The sequence below is a fragment of the Flavobacterium sp. N2270 genome (assembly GCF_025947225.1).
Taxonomy (GTDB): domain Bacteria; phylum Bacteroidota; class Bacteroidia; order Flavobacteriales; family Flavobacteriaceae; genus Flavobacterium.
In genome coordinates this window covers 429,446-451,823 of record NZ_CP110005.1, presented here as the reverse complement: position 1 = coordinate 451,823, position 22,378 = coordinate 429,446, and the positions used below count along the sequence as shown (strand labels likewise).

The window sequence follows — 22,378 nt, the reverse complement described above, 5'->3', positions numbered from 1 at the left end:
CTGCTTTTATTTAAAAAGCAAAAGTAAGGTTTTCACCTTACTTTTTACTATTATTTTATATAGGAACTATTTTTTTATAAAATTTTTATGAATTACCCCTTGGTTGGTTGTGATTTTTACGAAATGTACTCCGTTATTTAGTTGGCTAACAGAAAAGTCAGTTGTGTTCTTTGTGAGCGTTAATTGGCCTATTGCGTTGTAGAATTCTACTTCTTTTAATTCAATAGAGTTTGGTAGTTTTATGTGTAATTCGTTATCGCTTGGGTTAGGATAAAGTACTACTGAGTTTTCTAATTCAAATTGTTCGTTTGATAAAGTTGCTGTATTGTTTCTTGAAATAATATCCTTATTTGGGTCAAATTCTACGTTTGTAACTTGAAAAGGAACGTTAACGATAAATTCTTGATTATTTGTTGTGTTGTCTAATATGAAATCTTGTGTTTGACCGCCAGAGCCAGATAAACGAACTGTAATTGGCATTTCAAAATAACTTACAGATGCATGAGATTGTGTTTGATTTACTAAAATTCGTGCTTGGCCCGCACCCCAATTTTGGCCTGTAATTGTATAAGTTGGGTAACCTTCATTATATACCCAATCATTAAAAAATTCTGTAAAATCTAATCCAGAAGCCATTTCTAAATGGTTCTGAAATTGAGGTGTTACAGCATATTGATAGGCTAAAGCTGGATCAGCTAAGTAATTTTTTAAAGCTTGGAAAAAATTAGTATCTCCCATTTTATATCGAATCATGTTCGTTACCATAGACCCTTTGTTATATGTTATTCTACTGCTAAAAATAGTGTTAATGTTTTGTATTTGGGCATCTGTTAGATATAGATTTCCACCAGTTTGAGATGTAATACTGTTTATTTTACTGTTTTTCCAACTTACAAAAGAAGTTGCTCCGTCTAGGTTTTCTACAACTATACCCGCCATGTACTCTGTAATTCCTTCATTTAGCCAAATGTCTTTCCATGTGCCACATGTAATTTGGTCTCCAAACCATTGATGTGCTAGTTCATGAGCAATTAAACTTCTAGACCAGCCTCCCATAAAAGAAACCGTTGTATGTTCCATTCCCCCTCCCCAGCCAAACTGAGCATGGCCATATTTTTCATTTCTAAAAGGATAATCTCCAATTAAACTTTCAAATAGATTCATGATGGTTGGTGTTACCGCTAAACTTGCTTGAGTTGATGTTGCGGTTTCTGGGTAAATATAATTTACAATTGGAAAAAATGGGCTTGCTACGGTTCCAAGGCCAGCTTGTTGATTATATATTTGATAGTTTGTAGATGCAATTGCTATCAAGTAGGCAGGAATTGGATATCCATGATGAAAATGAGTTGTTTTTGTTCCGTCTCCATTATCTACTATGGATTGTTCTATTCCATTTGAAACACTAACATATGCTGATGGAGAAGTAATATAAACATCAATACTTGCTATTTTATCACTCAAGTCTTGTTTGCAAGGCCACCAATCTCTTGCTCCATAAGGTTCCGAAAGTGTCCACATAACGGGTACTCCATTGTGGTATTCGTTTGCAGCAAAAGCGCTAAACCCGCTTTGAGGAGGAGCTCCAGAATATATTATTTTAACTGTTTGACTACTATTGGTTGTTAACGTAGCTGGAAGAGTAATAATAATTTCATTATTAACGCTTCTTGAGTAACTTACTGGGATTGAGTTTATGGTAACACTACTAGCTGTTAGTTCATTAGCCATGTCAAATGTAACAGTATTCATATCTGTTAAGGCAGTAAATGTAGTTGTAACTTCTCCATTTATAAAATATACAGCAGGGTCAACAGTGAATCTTAATTCATGATAAGTCACATCATAATCTTGAGTATTTGTATTTGCTCTAAAGTTAATTGTTGAAGAAGCAGATTTCATTTCGGCTTCAATCATTCTATTGAAATCTTCATTTTCAGTTTGTGAATAACTAAATAAAGTACTGATTAACAATAGGTTTAAGAGTAGGTTTTTCATTGGGTAAATAAATTTTAGCTAATGTAATAAAAATAAATTTATTTTTAAATTTTAGTTTTTCTAATCGTTGGCTGTAATATTATACAAATTGTTTAAATTTGTTCCTTAAATTTTATATCATGTTACAAATAGCTTACATTAGAGAAAACAAGGAAGATGTAATTAAACGTTTAGAAAAAAGAAACATGAACGCTCAAGGACAAGTTGAGTTAGTAATAAACTTAGATGAAAAAAGACGTTCGCTTCAAGCAGAATTAGATAATACACTTGCAGAATCTAATAAGCTGTCCAAAGATATTGGTGCTTTAATGAAAAGTGGAGAGAAAGCTAAAGCTGAAATTTTAAAAGAAAAATCAACTCAATTTAGGGAGAAAGGAAGAGAGTTGACAGATGCTTTAAATGAAGTTGCAGCCGAATTACAAGAGGAGTTGTATAAATTACCAAACTTGCCAGCTGATATTGTTCCTGAAGGAAAAACTCCAGAAGAAAATTTAAATGTTTATGAAGAAGGTGAAGTGCCTAAGTTGCACGAAGGAGCTCTACCTCATTGGGATTTAATTAAAAAATACGACATCATTGATTTTGAATTAGGGACAAAAATTACTGCGCCTGGTTTTCCAGTTTATAAAGGGAAGGGTGCTAAATTGCAACGTGCTTTAATTTCTTATTTTTTGGATAAAAACACAGATGCTGGTTATACAGAAATGCAAGTGCCTCATTTAGTTAATGAAGCTTCAGCATATGGAACAGGACAATTACCAGATAAAGAAGGGCAAATGTATCATGATGCTAAAGATGATTTGTATTTAATCCCAACAGCCGAAGTTCCGGTAACGAATATTTTTAGAGATGTTCTTTTGCAAGAAAATGAATTACCAATAATTTATACAGGTTATACACCATGTTTTAGAAGAGAAGCGGGTTCTTGGGGAGCACATGTTCGTGGTTTAAATCGTTTACACCAATTTGATAAAGTTGAAATTGTACGTGTTGAACATCCAGATAAGTCTTATGATGCTCTAGATGGAATGGTAGGGCATGTAAAGAAAATTTTACAGGAATTAAAGTTGCCATTTAGAATTTTGCGTTTATGTGGAGGAGATATGGGCTTTACGTCTTCATTAACGTATGATTTTGAAGTATATTCTACAGCGCAAGATCGTTGGTTGGAAATCAGTTCGGTTTCAAATTTTGAAACTTTTCAAGCTAATAGATTGAAATTGCGTTTCAAAGATAAAGATGGTAAAAACCAATTGGCTCATACATTAAACGGTAGTTCATTGGCTTTACCAAGAGTTTTAGCTGGAATTTTAGAAAATTATCAAACACCAGATGGAATTGTTATTCCAGAGGTATTACGTAAGTACACTGGTTTTGATATCATAAATTAATCACGCGCAAATAGCAATAATGTACTAAATTGACACAAAATGTGTTACTTTAGTACATTGTTTGTTTTTAATAAGTATGAAATTTAATCTCATTAAAATATTTTTTTTGTTTTCGTTTTTTGCTTTTGCTCAAAACGAACAATTGGCATTAGATTATTTTGAGAAAGGTGAATTTGAAAAGGCGGTTACAATGCTTGAAAGTATTTCTAGTAAGCAACCTGCAAATACCTATTATTTTGAGCGATTAATAACGTGTTACCAACAGTTGCAACAGTATGAAAAAGCTGAAAATGCAATAGGTGATAGAAATAAAAAATACCGTCAGCCGGTTTTATATGTCGAGCTAGGCTATAATTTTCAATTGCAAAAAAACACTTCAAAAGCAGAAAAACAATACAATCTAGCTTTAGACGAAGTTAAAAAAGAGCCTAACTACGCTTATCAAATTGGAAACTCTTTTGAAAAAAAAGTGCTATTAGACTGGGCTTTAAAAGTATATGAAATTGCTCAAAAAGGTAATCCAAACTTAAATTTTGATTACCAAATTGCCTTAATTGAAGGACAAAAAGGAAATGTAGAAGGAATGACTGATAAGTTATTGCAATTTTCATTTGAGAAACCAGACAATACAAGTTTAGTTCAAAATTATTTATCTCGTTTTATATCAGAAGATGCAAACGGAACCTTTACAGCTTATTTAAAAAAAGCATTACTCACAAAAACACAAAAAACTCCAGATAATTATTGGAATCAGTTTTTGAGTTGGTTGTATGTTCAGCAAAAAGAATTTGGAAAAGCATTTATTCAAGAAAGAGCAATATATAAACGTAATCCAGAAAGTTTTTACAATATTGTTGCGCTTGCTCAATTGGCAATTGGTGATAAGCAAAATGAAGATGCAGCTATTATTTTGCAATTTGTTTTAGAAAATACTCAAAATGTTGGTTTGCAAATGCAAGCACATCATTTTTTAATGCAAATGAAAATTGAATCTGTAAATCCTGCTGAATATGAAGTTATTCAAAACGAGTTAAATTTATTACTAAAAAAATATGGCATAAGTCCTTATAGCTTAAACTTGCAAGTTTTAACAGCTCACTTTGATGCTTTTTATAGAAAGCAACCTAAAGAAGCAATTCAACTATTAAACACAGCATTAAAGTTGCCTTTAAATGCTAGAGAAGAAGCTCTTGTTAAAATGGAATTGGCGGATATTATGGTTTTTGACGAGAAATTCAATCAAGCGATACTGTATTATGCTCAAGTGGAAGAAAACTTAAAAAATGATGAGTTAGCGCACGAAGCAAGTATGAAAATGGCTAAAGCAAATTACTATAAAAATGATTTTGATTGGACATTTCAACAAGTTAAAGTCTTGAAACAATCATCAAGTTTATTAATTGCAAATGATGCTATTGCTTTGTTTTTGCTTATTTCTGATAATTCCAAAGACAGTACAAGAACGGCTTTAACCGCTTATGCTAAAGCCGATTTGCTTTTGTATCAAAAGAAAAAGGAGGAAGCCTTAAGCGGATTTTTAAATATATTAGAAAAATTTAAAGGCGATTCTATTGAAGATGAAACGCTTTTGAAAATCGGACAAATTTTTGAAGAGAAGAAAGACTATTTACAAGCATTAAAGTATTATAAAAACATAATTGAGAATCACAAAGAAAGTGTTTTCATAGATGAAGCTTTGTTTTATACTGCAGAAATTTTCAACAAAAAGTTAAACGATACATTACAAGCAAAACCTTTATACGAAAAAGTAATTTTTGAACATCCTGATAGCGTTTTTTATACCGAAGCGCAATTAGAATACCGAAAAATTAGAGGAGATAATGCTTTATAAATTAATTTGATAACAAAAAATAAAAATGATAATATATAACGTTACAATAAATATCGACGAAAGTATTCACGAAAAATGGTTGTTGTGGATGCAACAAAAACATATTAACGATGTTTTAAAAACAGGTTTGTTTACCAAAGCAAAGCTGGTAAAGGTTTTAGTTGAAGAAGAAATGGGCGGTACAACTTACGCGGTTCAATATTTTACAGATTCTAAAGAAAACCTTGAAAATTATTATAAAAATCATGCACCAAGACTTAGAGAAGAAGGACTATCTTTGTTTGGAGATAAAATGTTAGCTTTTAGAACAGAATTGGAAGTTTTTAGCGAACATTTTCATTCAGATAATTAATTTCAAAAAGACAAACAATGTCAGTAAAAGCAAAAAAACACTTAGGCCAACATTTTCTAACAGATGAAAGTATTGCCGAAAAAATTGCCGATTCAATTTCACTTGAAAATTATTCTAAAGTTTTAGAAATTGGACCTGGAATGGGTGTGCTTACTAAATATTTATTAGAAAAACCTACAGATACTTTTGTAATTGAAATTGATACCGAATCTGTTGAATATTTAGAACAAAATTATCCAAAATTAAAGGGTAAAATTATATCTAAAGATTTTTTAAAGTACAATTTAAATGAAGTTTTTAATGGAGAATCATTTGCAATCATTGGAAACTTCCCATATAATATTTCTACACAAATTGTTTTTAAAGCTTTGGAAATGAGAAATCAAGTGCCAGAATTTGCTGGAATGTTTCAAAAAGAAGTAGCGCAACGTATTTGTGAGAAAAAAGGAAGTAAAGTCTACGGAATTTTATCTGTTTTGACACAAGCGTTTTACGAAGCAGAATATTTATTTACGGTTCCACCAGATGTTTTTGATCCACCACCAAAAGTAGATTCGGGAGTTTTACGATTAAAAAGAAAAGAAGATTTTAGTTTGTCTTGCGACGAAAAATTATTTTTTAGGGTGGTAAAAACAGCTTTTCAACAAAGACGAAAAACATTAAGAAATAGTTTAAAAACCTTTGATTTTTCGGATAGTTTAAAAGAAGACATTATCTTTGATCTTCGACCAGAGCAACTTTCTGTTGAAAGTTTTATTGAATTAACACAAAAAATAGAAGCCGATGGAGTTTAAAATCAGCAAAGAATTTATTGCTCAAATAGAGCAACTTATTAGTGAAAATAAAGAACAAGAACTACAAAGTTTACTTCTTGACGTTCACTTTGCTGATATTGCCGAAATTATGGACGAGCTTGATAGTCATGAAGCGAGTTATATTTTCAATGCGTTAGATTCTGAAATAACTGCTGAAATTCTATTAGAATTAGACGAAGATGTTCGTGAAAAAATTCTTAAAAAACTTTCACCAAAAGAAATTGCTGAAGAGCTTGACGAATTAAGTACTGATGATGCTGCCGATATTATTGCCGAACTTCCTCAAGAAAGAAAGCAACAAGTAATTTCTGAATTAGAAGATGTAGAACATGCCAAAGATATTGTTGATCTTCTTCGTTATGATGAAGATTCTGCGGGTGGTTTAATGGCAAAAGAGTTAGTTAGAGTTAATGAAAACTGGAACGTGCTTACTTGTGTTAAAGAAATGCGCGCTCAAGCTGAAAATGTAACCAGAGTTCATTCTATTTATGTGGTTGATGATGAAAATAGACTAAAAGGAAGACTTTCTCTTAAAGATTTATTGACGACTTCTACAAAAACCATGATTAGTGATGTTTATATTCCTAAAGTAGATTATGTAAGAGTTGATACAGAAAATGTTGAAGTTGCCCGAATTATGCAAAAATATGATTTGGAAGCCATTCCTGTTGTAGATGAATTAGGAAGATTAGTAGGTAGAATTACAATTGATGATATTGTTGATGTAATTAAAGAAGAAGCAGACAAAGATTATCAATTAGCCGCTGGTATTTCGCATGATGTTGAAGCAGATGATAGTATTCTCGAATTAACAAAAGCGCGTTTGCCATGGTTAGTTTTGGCTCTTTTTGGAGGCTTTATATCTGTAAAATTACTTGGACTATTTGATGGAGCAATGAAAGAACATGCAGAACTATTCTTTTTTACGCCACTCATTGCTGCAATGGCAGGTAATGTTGGAGTGCAATCTTCTGCAATTATAGTTCAAGGTTTAGCTAATGATACACTTTCGGGTTCTTTATGGGCTCGATTATTAAAAGAGTTTTCATTAAGTTTGTTTAACGGATTAATATTAAGTTTCATTTTGTTTTTAGGATGTTACTTTTTGTTAGACGAAGCTCTTCCATTAGCATTAACCGTTACTGCTGCATTATTGTCGGTAATTGTTACTGCATCTTTTCTAGGTACTTTCATTCCAATAACTTTAAATAAATATGGTATTGACCCTGCACTTGCAACTGGGCCATTTATAACTACAAGTAACGATATTTGCGGAATTCTAATTTATTTTTCAATAGCTAAGGCTATTTTAGGATTTTAAATAAAAAAAACCGAAACATAAGTTCCGGTTTTATATTTTTTCGATTAGAAAAAATTACTGCTATTAACCTAGGTAAAGATACGTTGAACAAGTAGTTTTTAGGTGTATTAAAAATGTAATTTTTGTTAAAGTTAATTTCGTTTTTATTTATCAATAATTGAATAATCACAATTTTTAGGAATTGTAAAATATTTATCAATAGAAATGTGATTTTTCAAAGTCATTTTTGTGGTTATATTGCCTTCAATGTCTTCAAAATATATTATATATGCAACCCCATTGGGTATGTTTTTTTCTTTTTTCCATTCCTCATATGAAGTAGAACTTAACAAGAAAGGTAAGAAATTAGAATTGTCTTTTTCAACAATATAATGGTAGGTTTTTATATTTTTTCTTTTTATATAACTAATACTTTTGTTAGACTTGATTGCATAATGAAAATAAGATTTAGTATTTATAACAGTATCTTTTAAATTTACATAATAATAATTTTCAACTTGCTTTTTATATGGATTAGTAAATGGTCTTACAATATTACAGTCATTATTTATAGTTTCTGCTTTAAAAAAATCTTTAGAGTTTAATTCGCCAATAACAGAATTCCCGTTTTGATCTATAAATAAAAATTTTGTAATTAAACTATCATTATTTACATGTAAAACATAACTATTATTTTTTGAATTAATTAAAAAATAATCAATGGTGTCTTTTTTATTATTAAATGTAAATTGTTTAATATCGTATTCTAAAACAGTATCAAAATGATAATTTTTTTGTGAATAATTTGAAGATGTAATGCATAGAAAAGTAAGAATAAATATGAATCTCATTATAATTAATTAAATTTGAATATAAAATTACAAAAAATTGAAAAAGAATTCTATAAAAATCCTTCACATAGACAGCAATAGTCCATTGTTGTTAGATCAATTGCAAAAACTTGGCTTTCATAACGAAGAAGACTTTACTTCTTCAAAAGAAGAAATTGAAAATAAAATTCATAAGTATAACGGAATAGTTATTCGAAGTCGATTTAAAATAGATAAAACGTTTATTGATAAAGCAATGAAGCTTCAGTTTATTGCTAGAGTAGGAGCTGGTTTAGAAAGTATTGATTGTGAATATGCTGAAAGTAAAAATATTCAACTTATTGCTGCTCCAGAAGGAAACAGAAATGCTGTTGGTGAACATGCTTTAGGAATGATTTTGTCACTATTTAATAATCTAAACAAAGCAAATACCGAAGTTAAAAACGGGCAATGGAATCGAGAAACTAATCGTGGACATGAATTAGATGGTAAAACGGTTGGTATCATCGGTTACGGAAATATGGGAAAAGCTTTTGCGAAAAAACTGCGCGGTTTTGATGTAAATGTTTTGTGTTATGATATTAAAAACGCTGTTGGTGATGCTAATGCAAAGCAAGTTTCTCTAGAAGAATTACAAGAAAAAACAGATGTTTTAAGTTTACATATTCCATGGACGCCTGAAACGGATAAATTAATCAATTCTAATTTTATTTCGGCTTTCAAAAAACCTATTTGGTTGATTAATACTGCAAGAGGTAAAAGTGTTGTCACTTCTGATTTAGTAAAAGCTTTAAAATCAGGTAAAATACTTGGAGCTGGATTAGATGTTTTGGAATATGAAAAACTTTCATTTGAAAATTTATTTGATGAAGAAAGTAAAAACGAAAGTTTTGAATATTTGCGTAAAGCGGAAAATGTTTTGTTAACACCACATATTGGCGGTTGGACATATGAAAGCCATGAAAAATTAGCGCAAACAATTGTAGATAAAATAAAAGCTTTTTATGTAAAAGAGGAAGTTTTAGATGTTGTTGAAAAACGCGTAACTGGCTTAGGAGGATTCTTCTTTAAAACCGAAAATCCAACAGAATTAAGAAATTGGTACAAAAAGCACTTGGGTTTAAATACCGATGATTATGGTTGTACTTTTTGGTGGAAAAATGAAAATGGAGACGATTGTTCTACGCAATGGAGTCCTTTTAAAGAGGATACGAATTACTTCGAACCATCAAAAAAAGAGTTTATGCAAAATTTTAGAGTCGCTGATTTAGAAGGGCTTTTAAAAAAATTATCTGAAGAAAATGTAACAATTATAGGTGAAATGGAGACTTATGATTATGGTAAGTTTGGTTGGATTTTAGATGTAGAAGGAAATAAAATTGAACTTTGGGAACCAATAGACAGTATATTTAAAAACTAAAAATAATATAGTATGGAAATGACAAAACCTAGTGAAGATTGGAACAGGCCTCAAAATAACATTCCTTATTTTAAAGTAGATCCGCTAGTTGTGTTAATACTTGGAATAATTACTTGTGGACTGTATTTAATTTATTGGAACCTTAAAATGGCTGAAGTTTTAAATGCGGTTAATGAGAAAGAAGTTATTTCACCAACTATTGCAATTGTAACAGGTTGTTGTGGTTTAAGTATGTTTTTTTATTGGCTTGTAGGTAGAGACGGACTTCCAAAAGTATATCAATTAACAGGTCAGCCAAATAAGGATGATTCTATGATGCTTTTAATTTTAGGATTCTTTTTTCCTATGATTACAGCTATGATTGTTCAATCGGAAGTTAATAAATTATACAATTAATACGTTTCAAAAAAATAGAATTATAGGAATAATTAGTGCAATTTGCGTGCTGATTATTCCTTTTTTAATTTATTATAATGATTCAAGTAATTTAGAAAACGAACAGTCTTTTTGCCCTTTTAAAATGGCTACTGGCTTTCCTTGTCCTGGTTGTGGAATTACAAAATCTATGGTCTTTTTTTATGATGGTAATATTTATAAAAGTTTATATTATCATTTGTTTGGACCTTTTGTAGTTATAGTTTGTTTTTTTTTATTGGTAAAATTTTCAATCGAATTTTTCAAGAACAAAGAACTTTTTACTATTTCTTATCAAAACAAAAAAAATATGGCTTACATTATTGCAGCCATACTTATTTTATATCATTTTGTTAGATTGATTTATTTTGTTTCAACAAATGAATATGCTGATATTTTAAAAGAATCGATTTGGATGTAACTATCCTTTATCTTTTTTCTCTAATTCAGCCTGAAATTCTTCCATAACAGGTTTCATGGTGCTTTCTGGGATGTCAGATATTTTAATATACATTAATCCATCTACGGCATTATTAAATAAAGGATCTACATTAAAAGCAACAACTCTTGCATTTTGCTTAATATACTTTTTAATTAAAACAGGAAGTCTTAGGTTTCCAGGTTCAACTTCATCAATTATTTTATCAAATTTATTTAAGTCAGATTCAGTTTCATTGAATACGAAATCTTTATCCGCATCTTTTAATTGAACTTTAAACTCTTTTTTAGGATGAACATATTGCGCTATATAAGGGTCGTAATAATGAGATTTCATAAATTCAATCATAAGTGATTTTGAAAACTCAGAAAACTGATTACTAATGCTTACACCGCCAATTAAAAATTTATGTTCTGGGTAACGCAATGTGGTATGAACAATACCTTTCCATAAGAGGAATAATGGCATTGGTTTTTGTTGGTATTCACTAATGATAAAAGCTCTCCCCATTTCAATAGATTTGCTCATCATGTCAAAAAGTTCAGGCTCAAACCTAAACAATTCTTGTAAATAAAACCCGTTAATTCCATGAGATGCATATATATGAGAACCAAGTCCCATTCTATAAGCTCCAGCTATTTGCTGCGCATCTTCATCCCATAAAAACATGTGATGGTAATATTTGTCAAATTTATCTAAGTCTAAAGATTCATTAGTACCTTCTCCAACTTCTCTAAACGTAATTTCGCGTAAACGCCCAATCTCGTGTAAAATATTTGGAATTTTATCTGCAGTAACTAAGTACACTTCATAGTTTTTACTTTGTAATAAGCGACAATCCGTTTCTTTAAGTAATGCAACTTCTTCTAAAATATTTTCATGATTAGCAGATTTTGCAATTTGCTTTGGAGTCTTAGTTGTTTTTAATAACGAAAAAGTTCTAAATTTTGACTCTTCTTCATATGCATTTGAAAGCATGTAGGTTTTTTTACGAAGAAAATCGCCATATTCAGTAATATTTTCTATTTCGTTTTGTTCATTTACCGATATAGGCTTTCCTATTCGAACTTTAATTACTCTGTCTTTTTGTGTGAGTAATTCACTAGGTAATTTAGCTGTTCTTAAAGTTTCATTCAAATTGGATAAAAAGTAAAAAAGTTTACTGTTTTTTGCATGAAAATAAATTGGAACAACTGGTACTTTTGCTTTTTTAATGATTTTAATTGCGCCTTCTTCCCACGGTTTGTCAACTACTAACTTTCCGTCTTTATAGGTAGAAACTTCTCCAGCAGGAAACATTCCTAATGGTTTTCCGTCGCTTAAATGTCTTAGTGTTTCTTTAATTCCTACAACGCTAGATTTTGCGTCCTTATGATTTTCAAAAGGATTTACGGGCATAATGTAGGGCTTCATAGGCTCTATTCTATGTAATAAGAAATTGGCAATGATTTTAAAATCAGGCTCTTGTTCTAACATTAATTTTAAAAGCAAAATACCATCAATACCACCTAGCGGATGATTTGAAACGGTAATGTATGCTCCGTCTTTAGGCAATCTTTTTAAATCCTCTTCTGGAATTTCAAATTTTATTTGAAACTCATCAAGTATAGCATTTAAAAACTCAATGTCTTTTAAATGCTTATTTCTATTGTATATTTTATTAAGAGTAGAAATCTTTAAAACCTTCATCAGTAGCCAACCCGAAAAAGTTCCAAAAATCCCATATTTATCTGTATTTATAGCTTTTGCTACTTCTTTGGCAGTAACTAATCCCATTTAATTTAGTTTAATCAAAACAAAGATAATAATTAAAGTAAAAAAATAGTTTTAAAATTGATATTTAAGAGATAAGAGATAATATTTTGGAACTAAATTTATTGTTTTTTGATAAAAAGTAAAGTTGTCTACAGTTTGAATGATAAAAACATTTTCATCATTTAAATTATTTGCTATAACTTTTAACGTTAAATTAGAATTATTTGGATTAAATGATGCAATTAAGTTTAAAAAGTGATATTTTTCGTTATTAATAACATATAAACTATTCTTTATTTCAAATACAAAATTTTTGATTTCATCATAATTTAAGTTAATAAAATATTCTTTAAAATTATTCTTATTTGAAGTGTTTTGAAATGAAGATTTATTCAACATATAACTAAACCCAAAGTCAAAATTTGGAAATTTTTCAAATATTGTAGAATTACTTATTTTAAAACTTGAAGAATAATTTTTGTAATTAATAGGCGATTCATTGGAAAGTTGTAAAGGAACTGTAGACCAATTATTATAGTTTTCAATTTTTGAAACTAAATTTATTGGTTTGATATATTTAGTTAATATAAAAGATAAATTATATGAATTGTATTTACCCAATATAATATTTTCATTAAATAACAAATCATTATTTATGGTTGTTTTGTAGCTATATAATTTGTTTGTTCTTTTTAGTTCAGTGTTAATGTCTATCGAAAAATTTCTTTTGTCAAGGTCTAAATGATAATTTAGTAAGAGAGTGTTACTTGTTATGGCTTCAATGTTTTTTGAACCTTTGTTAAAACTTCTATAATCTATTAAATTATTTTGTTGATTTATTAAGTAGTTTTCGGGTAATTTTTTATTTATGATATAACTTAAATTAAAACTACCTTTTTTAGGTGTTTTATAATGTAAATTATTCTGAAAACTATACAGGAAAAAATTTGAAGAATTCAAATTTGTAAAATTTGAATTTAAATTTGAATTGAATTTCAAGTTTTTTAATAATTTTATTTTAGTGACTTGATTAAAAGAGATGATTGTTTTATTAAATTCTGCTATATTACTTTGTAAACTTTCATTTTCTAAGGTATTTATTTTAGAATTACTAATTTCTTCTTCAAAATGAAATTGTATAGTAGATGAACTTTCAAATATGGTTTTTTTGTATAAATAGCTAGATTTTATTCCGCTATAAAATAAATTGTTTTTTACTCTTTGAATAATGGTTTTGTTACTATCTACTATGAAATATTCATTAAGTTTTTCTGAAAACACTTTATTTTTCTCATTTAACGAATTTAGACCAATATAGATATAATTTTGAAGCAGTTTGTTAAAGCCAATTTTGTAAGTATTTTCTAAATGATTAACTATGAAATTATCAGTTTGATTAATATTCTCTATGTTTTCATTAGTGTTAAAAGTAACACTGTTTTTTAATTCAGTAGGAGAAAAATTAAATTTTAGATAATTTGTAAAATAACTATTATCACTAGATAAATATTTTACTTCAATTTCTCCAAAGCTGTTTTTGTAATCCTTGTTGAATGAAGATTGCTCGGAGTTTTCAATAGTTTCATTAGGTAAAGTGTAATTTAAAATTTGATTCTGATTTTGCAATTGAGAATCATTAAAATAATTAATACTTGTTCTTATTATAGTTTTATTGCTAATTTTTGAAGTGAAACTTAATGAATTTAATAAACCTTTATTAAAATTAATTTGTGAGGTTTGAAAAAATGAATTTTCAAACAAATTTGTATTCAATACTTTATTAGATTTTAATTCAATTTTTTCATTCATACTAAAATCCATTTGACCAAAATTACCATCTAATAAATCACTAGTATTTGAGCCTAAATTGCTGTAATCTAAAAAATAAAAACCTTTTATTTTCTTTCTTAACAAGCCTATATTGACATTTTCTTTAAATCTCTTTTCAGTTCCATAACCTGCATTGATATTTCCAAACCACACATTTTCCAAACCTTTTTTAAGTTTTAAATTAATGGCTACTTTATTGCTGTTTGATAAAGATTTGAGAATTGGGTTGTCTTCAAAATTGTCTAAAATTTGAACTTCTTCAAGTGTGTTGGCGTCTAAATTTCGAGATAATATTTTATAATTCTGATTAAAAATATCTTCGCCTTCAACTAATAGTTTGTCAATTGTTTTTCCATGCGCTTTTATGGTGCCATCTTTTTGTACTGTAATTCCAGGTAATTTTTTTAGAATATCTTCTACAGTTTGCTCTGTGTTGTTAGAGAACGATTTTACTTTTATAAATGTTGTGTCTTGTTGTATTGTTACTTTTTGATGTTCTTCAACAAGTACTTCTTTTAGAGCTACGAAATCCTCTACCAAAGAATAATTTTTTATAAATGTACTCTTGTCAATTAAAATAGTTTCTTTTTCGGTTTTAAAACCTAAGAATGAAATTTCTAAAATGTATTTATTAGTAGCGTTATTTATTTCAATTAAATAATTTCCGTTTTCATCAGTTAAAGAATAGTTTATGAAATTATCTTCTGTATCTTTTAAAAGAACGGTAGCTCCAATTATGGGGTTGTTAATAGAATCAGTAATTATTCCTTTAAGTTCTTTTTTTTGAGAAAAAACAATAGAAGAAAGTAGAAAACTTAAAATTAGAAATTTGTATTTCATGTATTATTTTATTTCTTCTATAAAAAGTTCCAAAATGGTAGGCATTTCACTTCTTTTTGGTATATAAGTGTTATATTTTTTTGCAGTTAATACACTATCTTCATATACTTTGTCAATATATTTCACCAATTTTTTTCCAAATTCTTCAATAGTTATAAAATGAGTGTATTTATCTTTTAAAGGAACTCTTAAATTATTTACTTTCTGTTTATTGTTTGTAGGGTATTCAATACTTTTAAAATACCAATATAAATTTTTATTTGTATCATAAGCTTCTAAAATTAAACCAGGCAAACCATTTAGTTTCCATGGCCCATAGCTAACAGGAATAGCAAACGTAAACCAAGCTGTATAATCCCTGCCTCTAAAATGCATAGTAGCTTTTGTACAAGTATATTTTCCAATTTTTTTCGTTTCTTTATGAATTTTCCAATTATGTTTTGTGGCATTTTCTTTTACATAATATACCTCGCCATATTCAAAACTTGAGTAAATGAGATTACTTTTTTTATAAAACACAACCTGATCGCCTAAGGGGCTGCTTTTTAGCCCATTATAAATAATGTTTTCATCATTTTTTTCAGTGTTTTTTTGTACATTTAGGTTTTCTGTTTTTTCTAAACTATCTTTTGCAGTAACATAATACGATTGCTCTTTATTAAAAGTCATATAAGCATTGTAGTCTAATCCATTTCCATTACCGGTAGCCATGGCGTCTACAAACCCATAATAAACAATTCCTTTATTTTCTTGTGAAAATAAATAAACAGGAACTAGTAAAAACAAAATAAAATATTTTTTCATAATGATTATTTCTGGTGTTAAAACTTTTTGCTGATTGTTTTATTTATCCGTTACAAACGTTATATGCTATTGAATCAGCAATTTCTTGTGAAGAGGCATAAATTCTTTTCTTCCATACGCCATTACAATATACATCATAAGGTTTCATCGTAAGAACTTCTTTTAATTCAGTTTTTTTATTTGTAAATAATTTGTTGTTGTTCATCGTGTTTGCGTTTAAACTTAAACCAAACATAGTTACACTTAAGAAAGTGAATAAGATTTGTTTTTTCATATGATTTTTTAATTAATTTTTTGTAAAATTTTTTTTAACCAGCAAAAAGTGCGCAAATGAAAAAAAAAAAAAATGAATTATAATGGAATTCTTTTACGTTTAACTTTAGCGATATTTTTTCTGTAATGATTAATAAATTATAATGTTTGTGTCGGCCATTTAAATTACTCATAAACTAGTTTTGTTTTCAATAGTATTTTATTACATTTGAACGAAAACCAAATCTATAAAATGAAGATTATTTCTTATAATGTAAATGGAATTAGAGCTGCAATTTCTAAAGACTTTATTTCATGGTTACAACACGCAAGTCCTGATGTAATTTGCCTTCAAGAAATTAAAGCAATGGAAGAACAAGTCCCTAAACTTGAAATTGAAGCAGCAGGTTATCCTTATCAATATTATTTCTCAGCTCAAAAAAAAGGATACAGTGGTGTAGCTATTTTCTCTAAAATTGAACCAAAAAATGTTGTTTTTGGCACAGGAATTGAGCATATGGACTTTGAGGGACGAAATTTACGTATCGATTTTGATAAGTTTTCTATAATGAGTTTGTATCTTCCTTCTGGAACTAATTCAGAGCGATTAAGTTACAAGTTTCAATACATGGATGAATTTCAGGAATATATTAATGATTTAAAGAAATCGGTTCCAAACTTAGTTATTTGTGGCGATTATAACATTTGTCATGAAGCTATTGATATTCATAATCCTGTTGGAAATAAAAATACTTCTGGATTTTTGCCTGAAGAAAGAGCTTGGTTAGATGCGTTTATGAAAAGTGGATTCATTGATACTTTCAGGCATTTAAACAAAGAGCCACACCATTACAGTTGGTGGAGTTATAGAGCAAATGCTCGAAATAATAATAAAGGTTGGAGAATTGATTATTGTTTAGTTGATAAAGCATTAGAAAGCAATATTGAGCGTGCTTATATTTTGCCCGAAGCCAAACATTCCGATCATTGCCCAGTTGTAGTAGAATTAAAATAACCAATAAATTAAATAATAAAAGATGATAAAAAAAGTTGCCCTTGCTGTTGTAGTTCTAGGATTAACTACTTCTTGTGTTTCTAAAAAAATATATAATGATTTAGAAAACAAATATGCCGATTTAAAGAAAGAGCGTAATGCTTTAGCAGATGAAAACGGAGCTTTGTCTAAAAGCAAAAATCAGTTAGAACAAGAAAAAACAAGTTTACAAACAGAATTAGATAAAGCAAAAGCGGAAAGAGATAAGTTAGCAAATGACTATGCAGCTACAAAGAAAAGTTTAGATAACTTAAAGGCTTCTTATGCGGCTTTAGAAAAAAACAGTAATGATGCTTTAGATAGCAACATGAAGAAAAACAGAGAATTATTAGCTGAATTAGAAGCAAAACAAAGCAAACTGACTGCTGAGCAAGAGCGTTTAGATAAATTAAAAGCCGATTTAGCATCGTCAACTTCTCGATTAGCGGAATTAGAAAAAATGATGGCTGATAAAGAAGCTGGAATGAACAAATTAAAAGAAACGTTATCTAAAGCTTTAAATGCATTTGAAGGAAAAGGGTTAACAGTAGAGCACAGAAATGGAAAAGTTTATGTTTCTATGGAAAATAAATTACTTTTCGAATCAGGAAGTTGGACTGTTGGTTCAGAAGGGAAAAAAGCAGTTACTGCTGTTGGAAAAGTATTAGGTGATAATCCTGAAATTTCTGTACTAATTGAAGGTCACACTGATAACGATAAAATCACAGGAACAATTGGTGGTGGAGTAGAAAACAACTGGGATTTATCTACAAAACGTGCCACTGCAATTGTAAATATTTTATCTGAAAATAAAAAAGTAGATAAAAAGAATTTAACAGCTGCGGGTAGAGGAGAATATGCGCCTTTAATGGCAAATGAAACGGCTGAAGGAAAAGCTAAAAACCGTAGAATTGAAATTATTTTAACGCCAAAATTAGATGAGATTTCTAAATTAATGAGCGAATTATAATATTAAGCATGAAAGATTCTAAAAAAGACTCAAAGTATTTACTTTGAGTCTTTTTTTTTTGAATTTATAAAAATATTTTTTTCAACATCTTACTTTTTAATATGAAAATAATTAACTTTAGTTCAACTATTAATTAAAAGTAAGCATGGCAATTATAAACCCACATATTAATTTTAATGGAAATGCAGAAGAAGCATTTAATTTTTACAAATCTGTATTTGGCGGAGAATTTACAGTCCTTATGCGCTTCAAAGATATTTCTAATTCAGACTTTCAAGTTTCAGATGAAGAAGCGAATAAAATTATGCACATAGCTTTACCTATTGGCAATAATGTTTTAATGGCTAACGATGTTCCAGAAATTTTAGGTAAAGTAGATGAAAATGAGAATAGATCAAAAATTTCTATAAGTGCAGAAAGCCGAGAAGAAGCTGACAAATTGTTTAACAGACTTTCGTCTGGCGGCATTGTGGAAATGCCAATTGGGGATAGTCCTTGGGGTTCTTATTTTGGAATGTTTAGAGATAAATATGGTATCGAATGGATGGTAGATTTTGATTCCAAAAGATAAAAAAATAAGTCTACAGAAACCTGTTAGTAGAAATACGATACAGGTTTTTCTTTTATGTAAGGTTACAACTTTGTAACTTTGCTGTTCAGCAACTTAAAAAAAAATGAACTACACTACTTTACCCAATACTTCTTTAAAAATCAGTAAAATTTGCCTTGGTACCATGACTTTTGGAAATCAAAATTCAGAGGCAGAAGCGCATTCACAATTAGATTACGCTTTAGAAAGAGGAGTTAATTTTATTGATACAGCCGAAATGTATCCAATAGGCGGAAATGCAGAAATTTTCGGGAGTACCGAAAGACATATTGGTTCTTGGATTAAAAAATCGGGGAAGCGAGATGAAATTGTTTTGGCAACAAAAATTGCCGGACCAAATCGTGGAATGACCTACATAAGAAATCCGTTAGATTTTTCTAAAAAAAGCATTACGGAAGCGGTGGAGCTAAGTTTGAAAAACCTGCAAACCGATTATATTGATTTGTACCAAATGCATTGGCCAGAACGTGTAATGAATATGTTTCAAAAGCGTGGTGTGCAAGAATTAGATCCTAATTGGCAAGATAATATTTTTGATGTTTTAACCGTTTATGAAGGTCTGATTAAAGAAGGTAAAATTAAACATATTGGTGTTTCTAATGAAAATCCATATGGAGTGATGAAGTTTCTTAGAGAAAGTGAAAAACATAATTTGCCAAGAATTGCTACAATACAAAATCCGTATTCTTTATTGAATAGATTATATGAAGTTGGGTTGAGCGAAATGTGCATGCGTGAAAATGTTGGCTTATTGGCTTATTCTCCTTTAGGTTTTGGTTTTTTATCAGGTAAATATTTAAATGGTTTTCCTGAAAATTCTAGAATGAAATTGTTTCCAAACTTTAAAAGATACATTAACGAAAATTGTTTTAAAGCAACCAAATTATATAAGGATTTAGCAGAAGCAAACAATCTTACGTTAACCCAAATGGCTTTAGCTTTTGTAAATCAACAACAATGTGTAACTTCAACTATAATTGGAGCTACAACTTTAGGGCAGCTAAAGGAAAATATTGATGCTTTTGATGTTGTTTTATCAAAAGAGGTTTTAGCCGAAATTGAAATTATCCAAGAATTAATTCCAAATCCGGCTCCTTAATTAAAAAATAATTTTCTTAGTAACTTCATTACCATTTTCAAGTTTTATTAGTAGTAATAAAGCTTGATTTTGTTTTGTGAAAGAGTTAAACGTTATTAAAGAACTATTAAAGTCTCGTTCAGCTATTTTCTTTCCAGTAATATCGTATATAGTTACACGATTAATTTTGTTTTCAAAAGCATTAATCTCTAATTGATTATTGCTTGTATAGACAACAACATCATTGTTTAATGAGTAATCATTAGTGTTAACCTTATATAACACTTCAAATCTACTGTTGTAAACTCCTTCTTCTGAATGAAATGAATAAGGATTTTCTTTTATATCAGTAATGTTTCCGTTAAAATTATCTTTCAAATAAATAGTTTGAGTATTGAAAATTCCTTCCGTATTTTCTAATGATATGCTATAGTTTCCACTTTGTAATGCTTTAAACCCTAATGCTACTTTTTCATTTTCATTAAATTCAGGCAAACCATTTATTGCATATTCTTCTTCGTCAATTACAGTATAAATTATCGATTTTGAAGTGTCAAATATTTTTCCATCAATCCCAATATCAAAACCATTTGTCGCTTTTGTATCATGACCAATTAATATTTGGTTGTAACTGTTTTCGGAATCGGTTAAATTTAATCTGTAGATGTCTTTTTCAACAATAGAATTAGAATCTCTAAAAAACTGCGTATTTTTTACATCATAGCGAAGTGCATTGTGAAACAAAACAGTTTCGTCTTCAATAGAATTGACATAAAAACCTTGTCCTGGTTTAATCGTTCCATCTGGAATTTGTCCTCCAGCTGCCGATGCAACTCCTCCTAGAGTAGTGTAAGAAGCAAAGTTATTTTGTGGGTATAAACCGCCAGAAGCCGCAACAGTATGTGTCCAAAAATAAAGTGTTTCAATTGTTCTATTCGTTGCAATAAAATGACTTGCCTCAATTGTTGCAGGATATGGATTTCCAAGCATATTAAATCCTGTTACAACTGGTATGTTAAACTCTCCGTTATTTGGTGTGCCTGTAAATTGACCCGAATATGCTGAAGCTGATGATGCAGACCAATTGTTTGGCGCTCTAATAATGTAAGCTTTCGTTGGTAAAAAGTCATTTACAGTTGGGTCAATACTAGCGTAAGCTGTTGTTGGTGTATTTCCCGAAGGAACATATTCATAAAAACGATTACTTTGCGTAGATGGTGAAAAAGTCAATAAATTTTGACCGCTTACTGGAGAAGACCATGATGTGTAATCTAATCTAATTATTGGAGCGCTTTCTTTTAATACGGTAATGTTGCCTGTATTTGCTATATTATTTATTTGAACCAAATTGGCATTGTTTTGCACCGTAAAATTAGCTGTTGGGGCAACATTTACATCTCTAACTACTGTGAAAGTATGATTGCTTTGTAATGTAACTTGAGCAGTTCCTGTAATTTCTAACGAACAAAATTCTAAATTACCAGTTGAGGTATAGTTGCCATTGATTGTAGCTCTTGTTGTTTTATTAGGTGCTCCATTGTCCCAGGCCAATCCGTTCCAAGTTGTTGTAGTTGGGCATGATAATAAATTCCATGAGTCAGGAGCTTGAGGTCCTCCCCAAATTTGGGTTGCTAAATACGGATTATCTATAAACGGATTTCTATTTCCTTGTAATCCTTCTAAAATATCATTTCTATTTCGTTCATAAAAATTAACCGGGTCTTCTTCGTTCCATTCTAAAAAAATATCCGGCATTTCTGCGCTATATGTTGTTGAACCAGCACCAACAGCTGTTGCCAAACATTGGTTTTGATATCTAACATACATATACATCATCATTCTAGCAATGTCACCTTTCCATTCATCACCAGGGTACCAATAGATTCCCACATTTCCTGCGTCACCCTCACTGTCTGCATATAGTCTATTTCCTCTACTGTTGTTAAATTGAACATCGGATGCTCTTAAATGATGCGCATCTGCCCCTGGACCTGATGTTCCTAAATCAGGATTTCCTAAAGATTTAGGGTAACAATGTTCTCTGTTCCAATCTCCAACATTTCCACCATTATTGTTTTTACCTCTATTCCTGTCGTCAATAACTGAAGCGTTGAAATCATTATATCCATATACCAAAAAAACATTATTAGAATTATTCGGATTTAAATCGGTTAGTTTTAAAGCTTCCCAAACTCCTGGAGTATAGGATAAATTTGTTGTGTGTGTTGTCGTTATTAAATTGGTTAATTGGCTTTTCAAGGTGTTTCCAGTTTGAGTAAAATCTATAGAACTATAGTATGCTGGAATTTGAGCTTGTAAAACACTACATATAAGTAACGAAAAAAGTAATTTTATCTTCATGTTAAAAAATTTGGGGCTCGAATTTAATAATTAT

At 29.6% G+C, this 22,378-nt stretch carries 18 protein-coding genes and 1 pseudogene; 12 read left to right on the top strand and 7 right to left on the bottom strand.

Annotated features, from left to right (window positions below; genetic code table 11):
- Positions 1-66 precede the first annotated feature (66 nt).
- A complete protein-coding gene (locus OLM55_RS02180) occupies positions 67-1,998 on the bottom strand; it encodes a M1 family aminopeptidase (protein ID WP_264559783.1) in 1,932 nt (643 codons plus the stop codon).
- 119 nt (positions 1,999-2,117) lie between these two features.
- Between OLM55_RS02180 and serS the strand changes: the two genes are divergently transcribed.
- The 5 genes from serS (at position 2,118) to mgtE (ending at position 7,729) form a co-directional block, all read left to right on the top strand.
- Positions 2,118-3,389 (top strand): serine--tRNA ligase, encoded by a 1,272-nt coding sequence (gene serS / locus OLM55_RS02175; RefSeq protein ID WP_264559782.1) that lies wholly within the window; start codon positions 2,118-2,120, stop codon positions 3,387-3,389.
- Between the two features lie 76 nt (positions 3,390-3,465).
- Positions 3,466-5,241: a tetratricopeptide repeat protein gene (locus OLM55_RS02170; protein ID WP_264559781.1), complete on the top strand. Its 1,776-nt coding sequence runs from the start codon at positions 3,466-3,468 to the stop codon at positions 5,239-5,241.
- A gap of 25 nt (positions 5,242-5,266) precedes the next feature.
- Positions 5,267-5,593 (top strand): DUF4286 family protein, encoded by a 327-nt coding sequence (locus OLM55_RS02165; RefSeq protein WP_264559780.1) that lies wholly within the window; start codon positions 5,267-5,269, stop codon positions 5,591-5,593.
- Positions 5,594-5,610: 17 nt separating this feature from the next.
- Positions 5,611-6,387, top strand: coding sequence for a 16S rRNA (adenine(1518)-N(6)/adenine(1519)-N(6))-dimethyltransferase RsmA (gene rsmA / locus OLM55_RS02160; RefSeq protein ID WP_264559779.1), 777 nt, complete (start codon positions 5,611-5,613; stop codon positions 6,385-6,387).
- Positions 6,377-7,729 carry a magnesium transporter gene (gene mgtE, locus OLM55_RS02155; protein ID WP_264559778.1) on the top strand — a complete coding sequence of 451 codons (1,353 nt, stop codon included), beginning with the start codon at positions 6,377-6,379 and terminating at the stop codon, positions 7,727-7,729. Before rsmA ends, mgtE begins: the two co-directional genes overlap by 11 nt.
- 143 nt (positions 7,730-7,872) lie before the next feature.
- Here the strand turns inward: mgtE and OLM55_RS02150 are convergent, their stop codons facing one another.
- Complete coding sequence (locus OLM55_RS02150) at positions 7,873-8,559, bottom strand: hypothetical protein (RefSeq protein WP_264559777.1); 687 nt, start codon at positions 8,557-8,559, stop codon at positions 7,873-7,875.
- Positions 8,560-8,596: 37 nt separating this feature from the next.
- Between OLM55_RS02150 and OLM55_RS02145 the strand changes: the two are divergent.
- The 3 genes and pseudogenes from OLM55_RS02145 to OLM55_RS02135 form a co-directional block, all read left to right on the top strand.
- A pseudogene (locus OLM55_RS02145) lies at positions 8,597-9,577 on the top strand (2-hydroxyacid dehydrogenase); the annotation flags it as partial.
- 393 nt (positions 9,578-9,970) lie between these two features.
- Positions 9,971-10,354: a DUF4234 domain-containing protein gene (locus tag OLM55_RS02140; protein ID WP_264559775.1), complete on the top strand. Its 384-nt coding sequence runs from the start codon at positions 9,971-9,973 to the stop codon at positions 10,352-10,354.
- Positions 10,355-10,400: 46 nt separating this feature from the next.
- Positions 10,401-10,793, top strand: a complete 393-nt coding sequence (locus OLM55_RS02135) for a DUF2752 domain-containing protein (protein ID WP_264559774.1) — start codon at positions 10,401-10,403, stop codon at positions 10,791-10,793.
- Here OLM55_RS02135 and OLM55_RS02130 read toward each other — a convergent pair whose 3' ends face one another.
- Genes OLM55_RS02130 through OLM55_RS02115 form a run of 4 tightly spaced genes read right to left on the bottom strand, consistent with a single transcriptional unit; the run spans position 10,794 to position 16,314 of the window.
- Positions 10,794-12,587 carry a lysophospholipid acyltransferase family protein gene (locus OLM55_RS02130; protein WP_264559773.1) on the bottom strand — a complete coding sequence of 598 codons (1,794 nt, stop codon included), beginning with the start codon at positions 12,585-12,587 and terminating at the stop codon, positions 10,794-10,796. It abuts the gene before it with no gap.
- Between the two features lie 51 nt (positions 12,588-12,638).
- The gene (locus tag OLM55_RS02125) at positions 12,639-15,236 is read right to left on the bottom strand and encodes a carboxypeptidase-like regulatory domain-containing protein (protein ID WP_264559772.1); all 2,598 of its coding nucleotides are present in this window, start codon (positions 15,234-15,236) and stop codon (positions 12,639-12,641) included.
- 3 nt (positions 15,237-15,239) lie between these two features.
- Entirely contained in the window at positions 15,240-16,040 is an 801-nt protein-coding gene (locus OLM55_RS02120) for a GLPGLI family protein (protein ID WP_264559771.1), read from the bottom strand.
- A gap of 43 nt (positions 16,041-16,083) precedes the next feature.
- The gene (locus OLM55_RS02115; protein WP_264559770.1) at positions 16,084-16,314 is read right to left on the bottom strand and encodes a hypothetical protein; all 231 of its coding nucleotides are present in this window, start codon (positions 16,312-16,314) and stop codon (positions 16,084-16,086) included.
- Between the two features lie 231 nt (positions 16,315-16,545).
- On the opposite strand from OLM55_RS02115, the gene OLM55_RS02110 reads away from it, so the two are divergent.
- From OLM55_RS02110 to OLM55_RS02095, 4 genes are all read left to right on the top strand, one after another.
- The gene (locus OLM55_RS02110) at positions 16,546-17,307 is read left to right on the top strand and encodes an exodeoxyribonuclease III (RefSeq protein ID WP_264559769.1); all 762 of its coding nucleotides are present in this window, start codon (positions 16,546-16,548) and stop codon (positions 17,305-17,307) included.
- Positions 17,308-17,329: 22 nt separating this feature from the next.
- On the top strand, positions 17,330-18,295 hold the full coding sequence (locus tag OLM55_RS02105; protein ID WP_264559768.1) for a flagellar motor protein MotB: 966 nt from the start codon (positions 17,330-17,332) through the stop codon (positions 18,293-18,295).
- Positions 18,296-18,440: 145 nt separating this feature from the next.
- Positions 18,441-18,866, top strand: coding sequence for a VOC family protein (locus OLM55_RS02100; RefSeq protein ID WP_264559767.1), 426 nt, complete (start codon positions 18,441-18,443; stop codon positions 18,864-18,866).
- A 103-nt stretch (positions 18,867-18,969) separates the two neighbouring features.
- Positions 18,970-20,004 (top strand): aldo/keto reductase, encoded by a 1,035-nt coding sequence (locus OLM55_RS02095; RefSeq protein WP_264559766.1) that lies wholly within the window; start codon positions 18,970-18,972, stop codon positions 20,002-20,004.
- Here the strand turns inward: OLM55_RS02095 and OLM55_RS02090 are convergent, their stop codons facing one another.
- Positions 20,005-22,344 (bottom strand): endonuclease, encoded by a 2,340-nt coding sequence (locus OLM55_RS02090; protein WP_264559765.1) that lies wholly within the window; start codon positions 22,342-22,344, stop codon positions 20,005-20,007.
- Between the last annotated feature and the right edge of the window lie 34 nt (positions 22,345-22,378).

Coding starts and splice junctions, on each gene's coding strand:
- mgtE (WP_264559778.1), top strand. CDS start 6,377: ATGGAGTTTAAAATCAGCAAAGAATTTATTGCTCAAATAGAGCAACTT.
- OLM55_RS02105 (WP_264559768.1), top strand. CDS start 17,330: ATGATAAAAAAAGTTGCCCTTGCTGTTGTAGTTCTAGGATTAACTACT.
- rsmA (WP_264559779.1), top strand. CDS start 5,611: ATGTCAGTAAAAGCAAAAAAACACTTAGGCCAACATTTTCTAACAGAT.
- OLM55_RS02150 (WP_264559777.1), bottom strand. CDS start 8,559: ATGAGATTCATATTTATTCTTACTTTTCTATGCATTACATCTTCAAAT.
- OLM55_RS02140 (WP_264559775.1), top strand. CDS start 9,971: ATGGAAATGACAAAACCTAGTGAAGATTGGAACAGGCCTCAAAATAAC.
- OLM55_RS02110 (WP_264559769.1), top strand. CDS start 16,546: ATGAAGATTATTTCTTATAATGTAAATGGAATTAGAGCTGCAATTTCT.
- OLM55_RS02130 (WP_264559773.1), bottom strand. CDS start 12,587: ATGGGATTAGTTACTGCCAAAGAAGTAGCAAAAGCTATAAATACAGAT.
- OLM55_RS02095 (WP_264559766.1), top strand. CDS start 18,970: ATGAACTACACTACTTTACCCAATACTTCTTTAAAAATCAGTAAAATT.
- serS (WP_264559782.1), top strand. CDS start 2,118: ATGTTACAAATAGCTTACATTAGAGAAAACAAGGAAGATGTAATTAAA.
- OLM55_RS02165 (WP_264559780.1), top strand. CDS start 5,267: ATGATAATATATAACGTTACAATAAATATCGACGAAAGTATTCACGAA.
- OLM55_RS02170 (WP_264559781.1), top strand. CDS start 3,466: ATGAAATTTAATCTCATTAAAATATTTTTTTTGTTTTCGTTTTTTGCT.
- OLM55_RS02115 (WP_264559770.1), bottom strand. CDS start 16,314: ATGAAAAAACAAATCTTATTCACTTTCTTAAGTGTAACTATGTTTGGT.
- OLM55_RS02090 (WP_264559765.1), bottom strand. CDS start 22,344: ATGAAGATAAAATTACTTTTTTCGTTACTTATATGTAGTGTTTTACAA.
- OLM55_RS02125 (WP_264559772.1), bottom strand. CDS start 15,236: ATGAAATACAAATTTCTAATTTTAAGTTTTCTACTTTCTTCTATTGTT.
- OLM55_RS02180 (WP_264559783.1), bottom strand. CDS start 1,998: ATGAAAAACCTACTCTTAAACCTATTGTTAATCAGTACTTTATTTAGT.
- OLM55_RS02100 (WP_264559767.1), top strand. CDS start 18,441: ATGGCAATTATAAACCCACATATTAATTTTAATGGAAATGCAGAAGAA.
- OLM55_RS02120 (WP_264559771.1), bottom strand. CDS start 16,040: ATGAAAAAATATTTTATTTTGTTTTTACTAGTTCCTGTTTATTTATTT.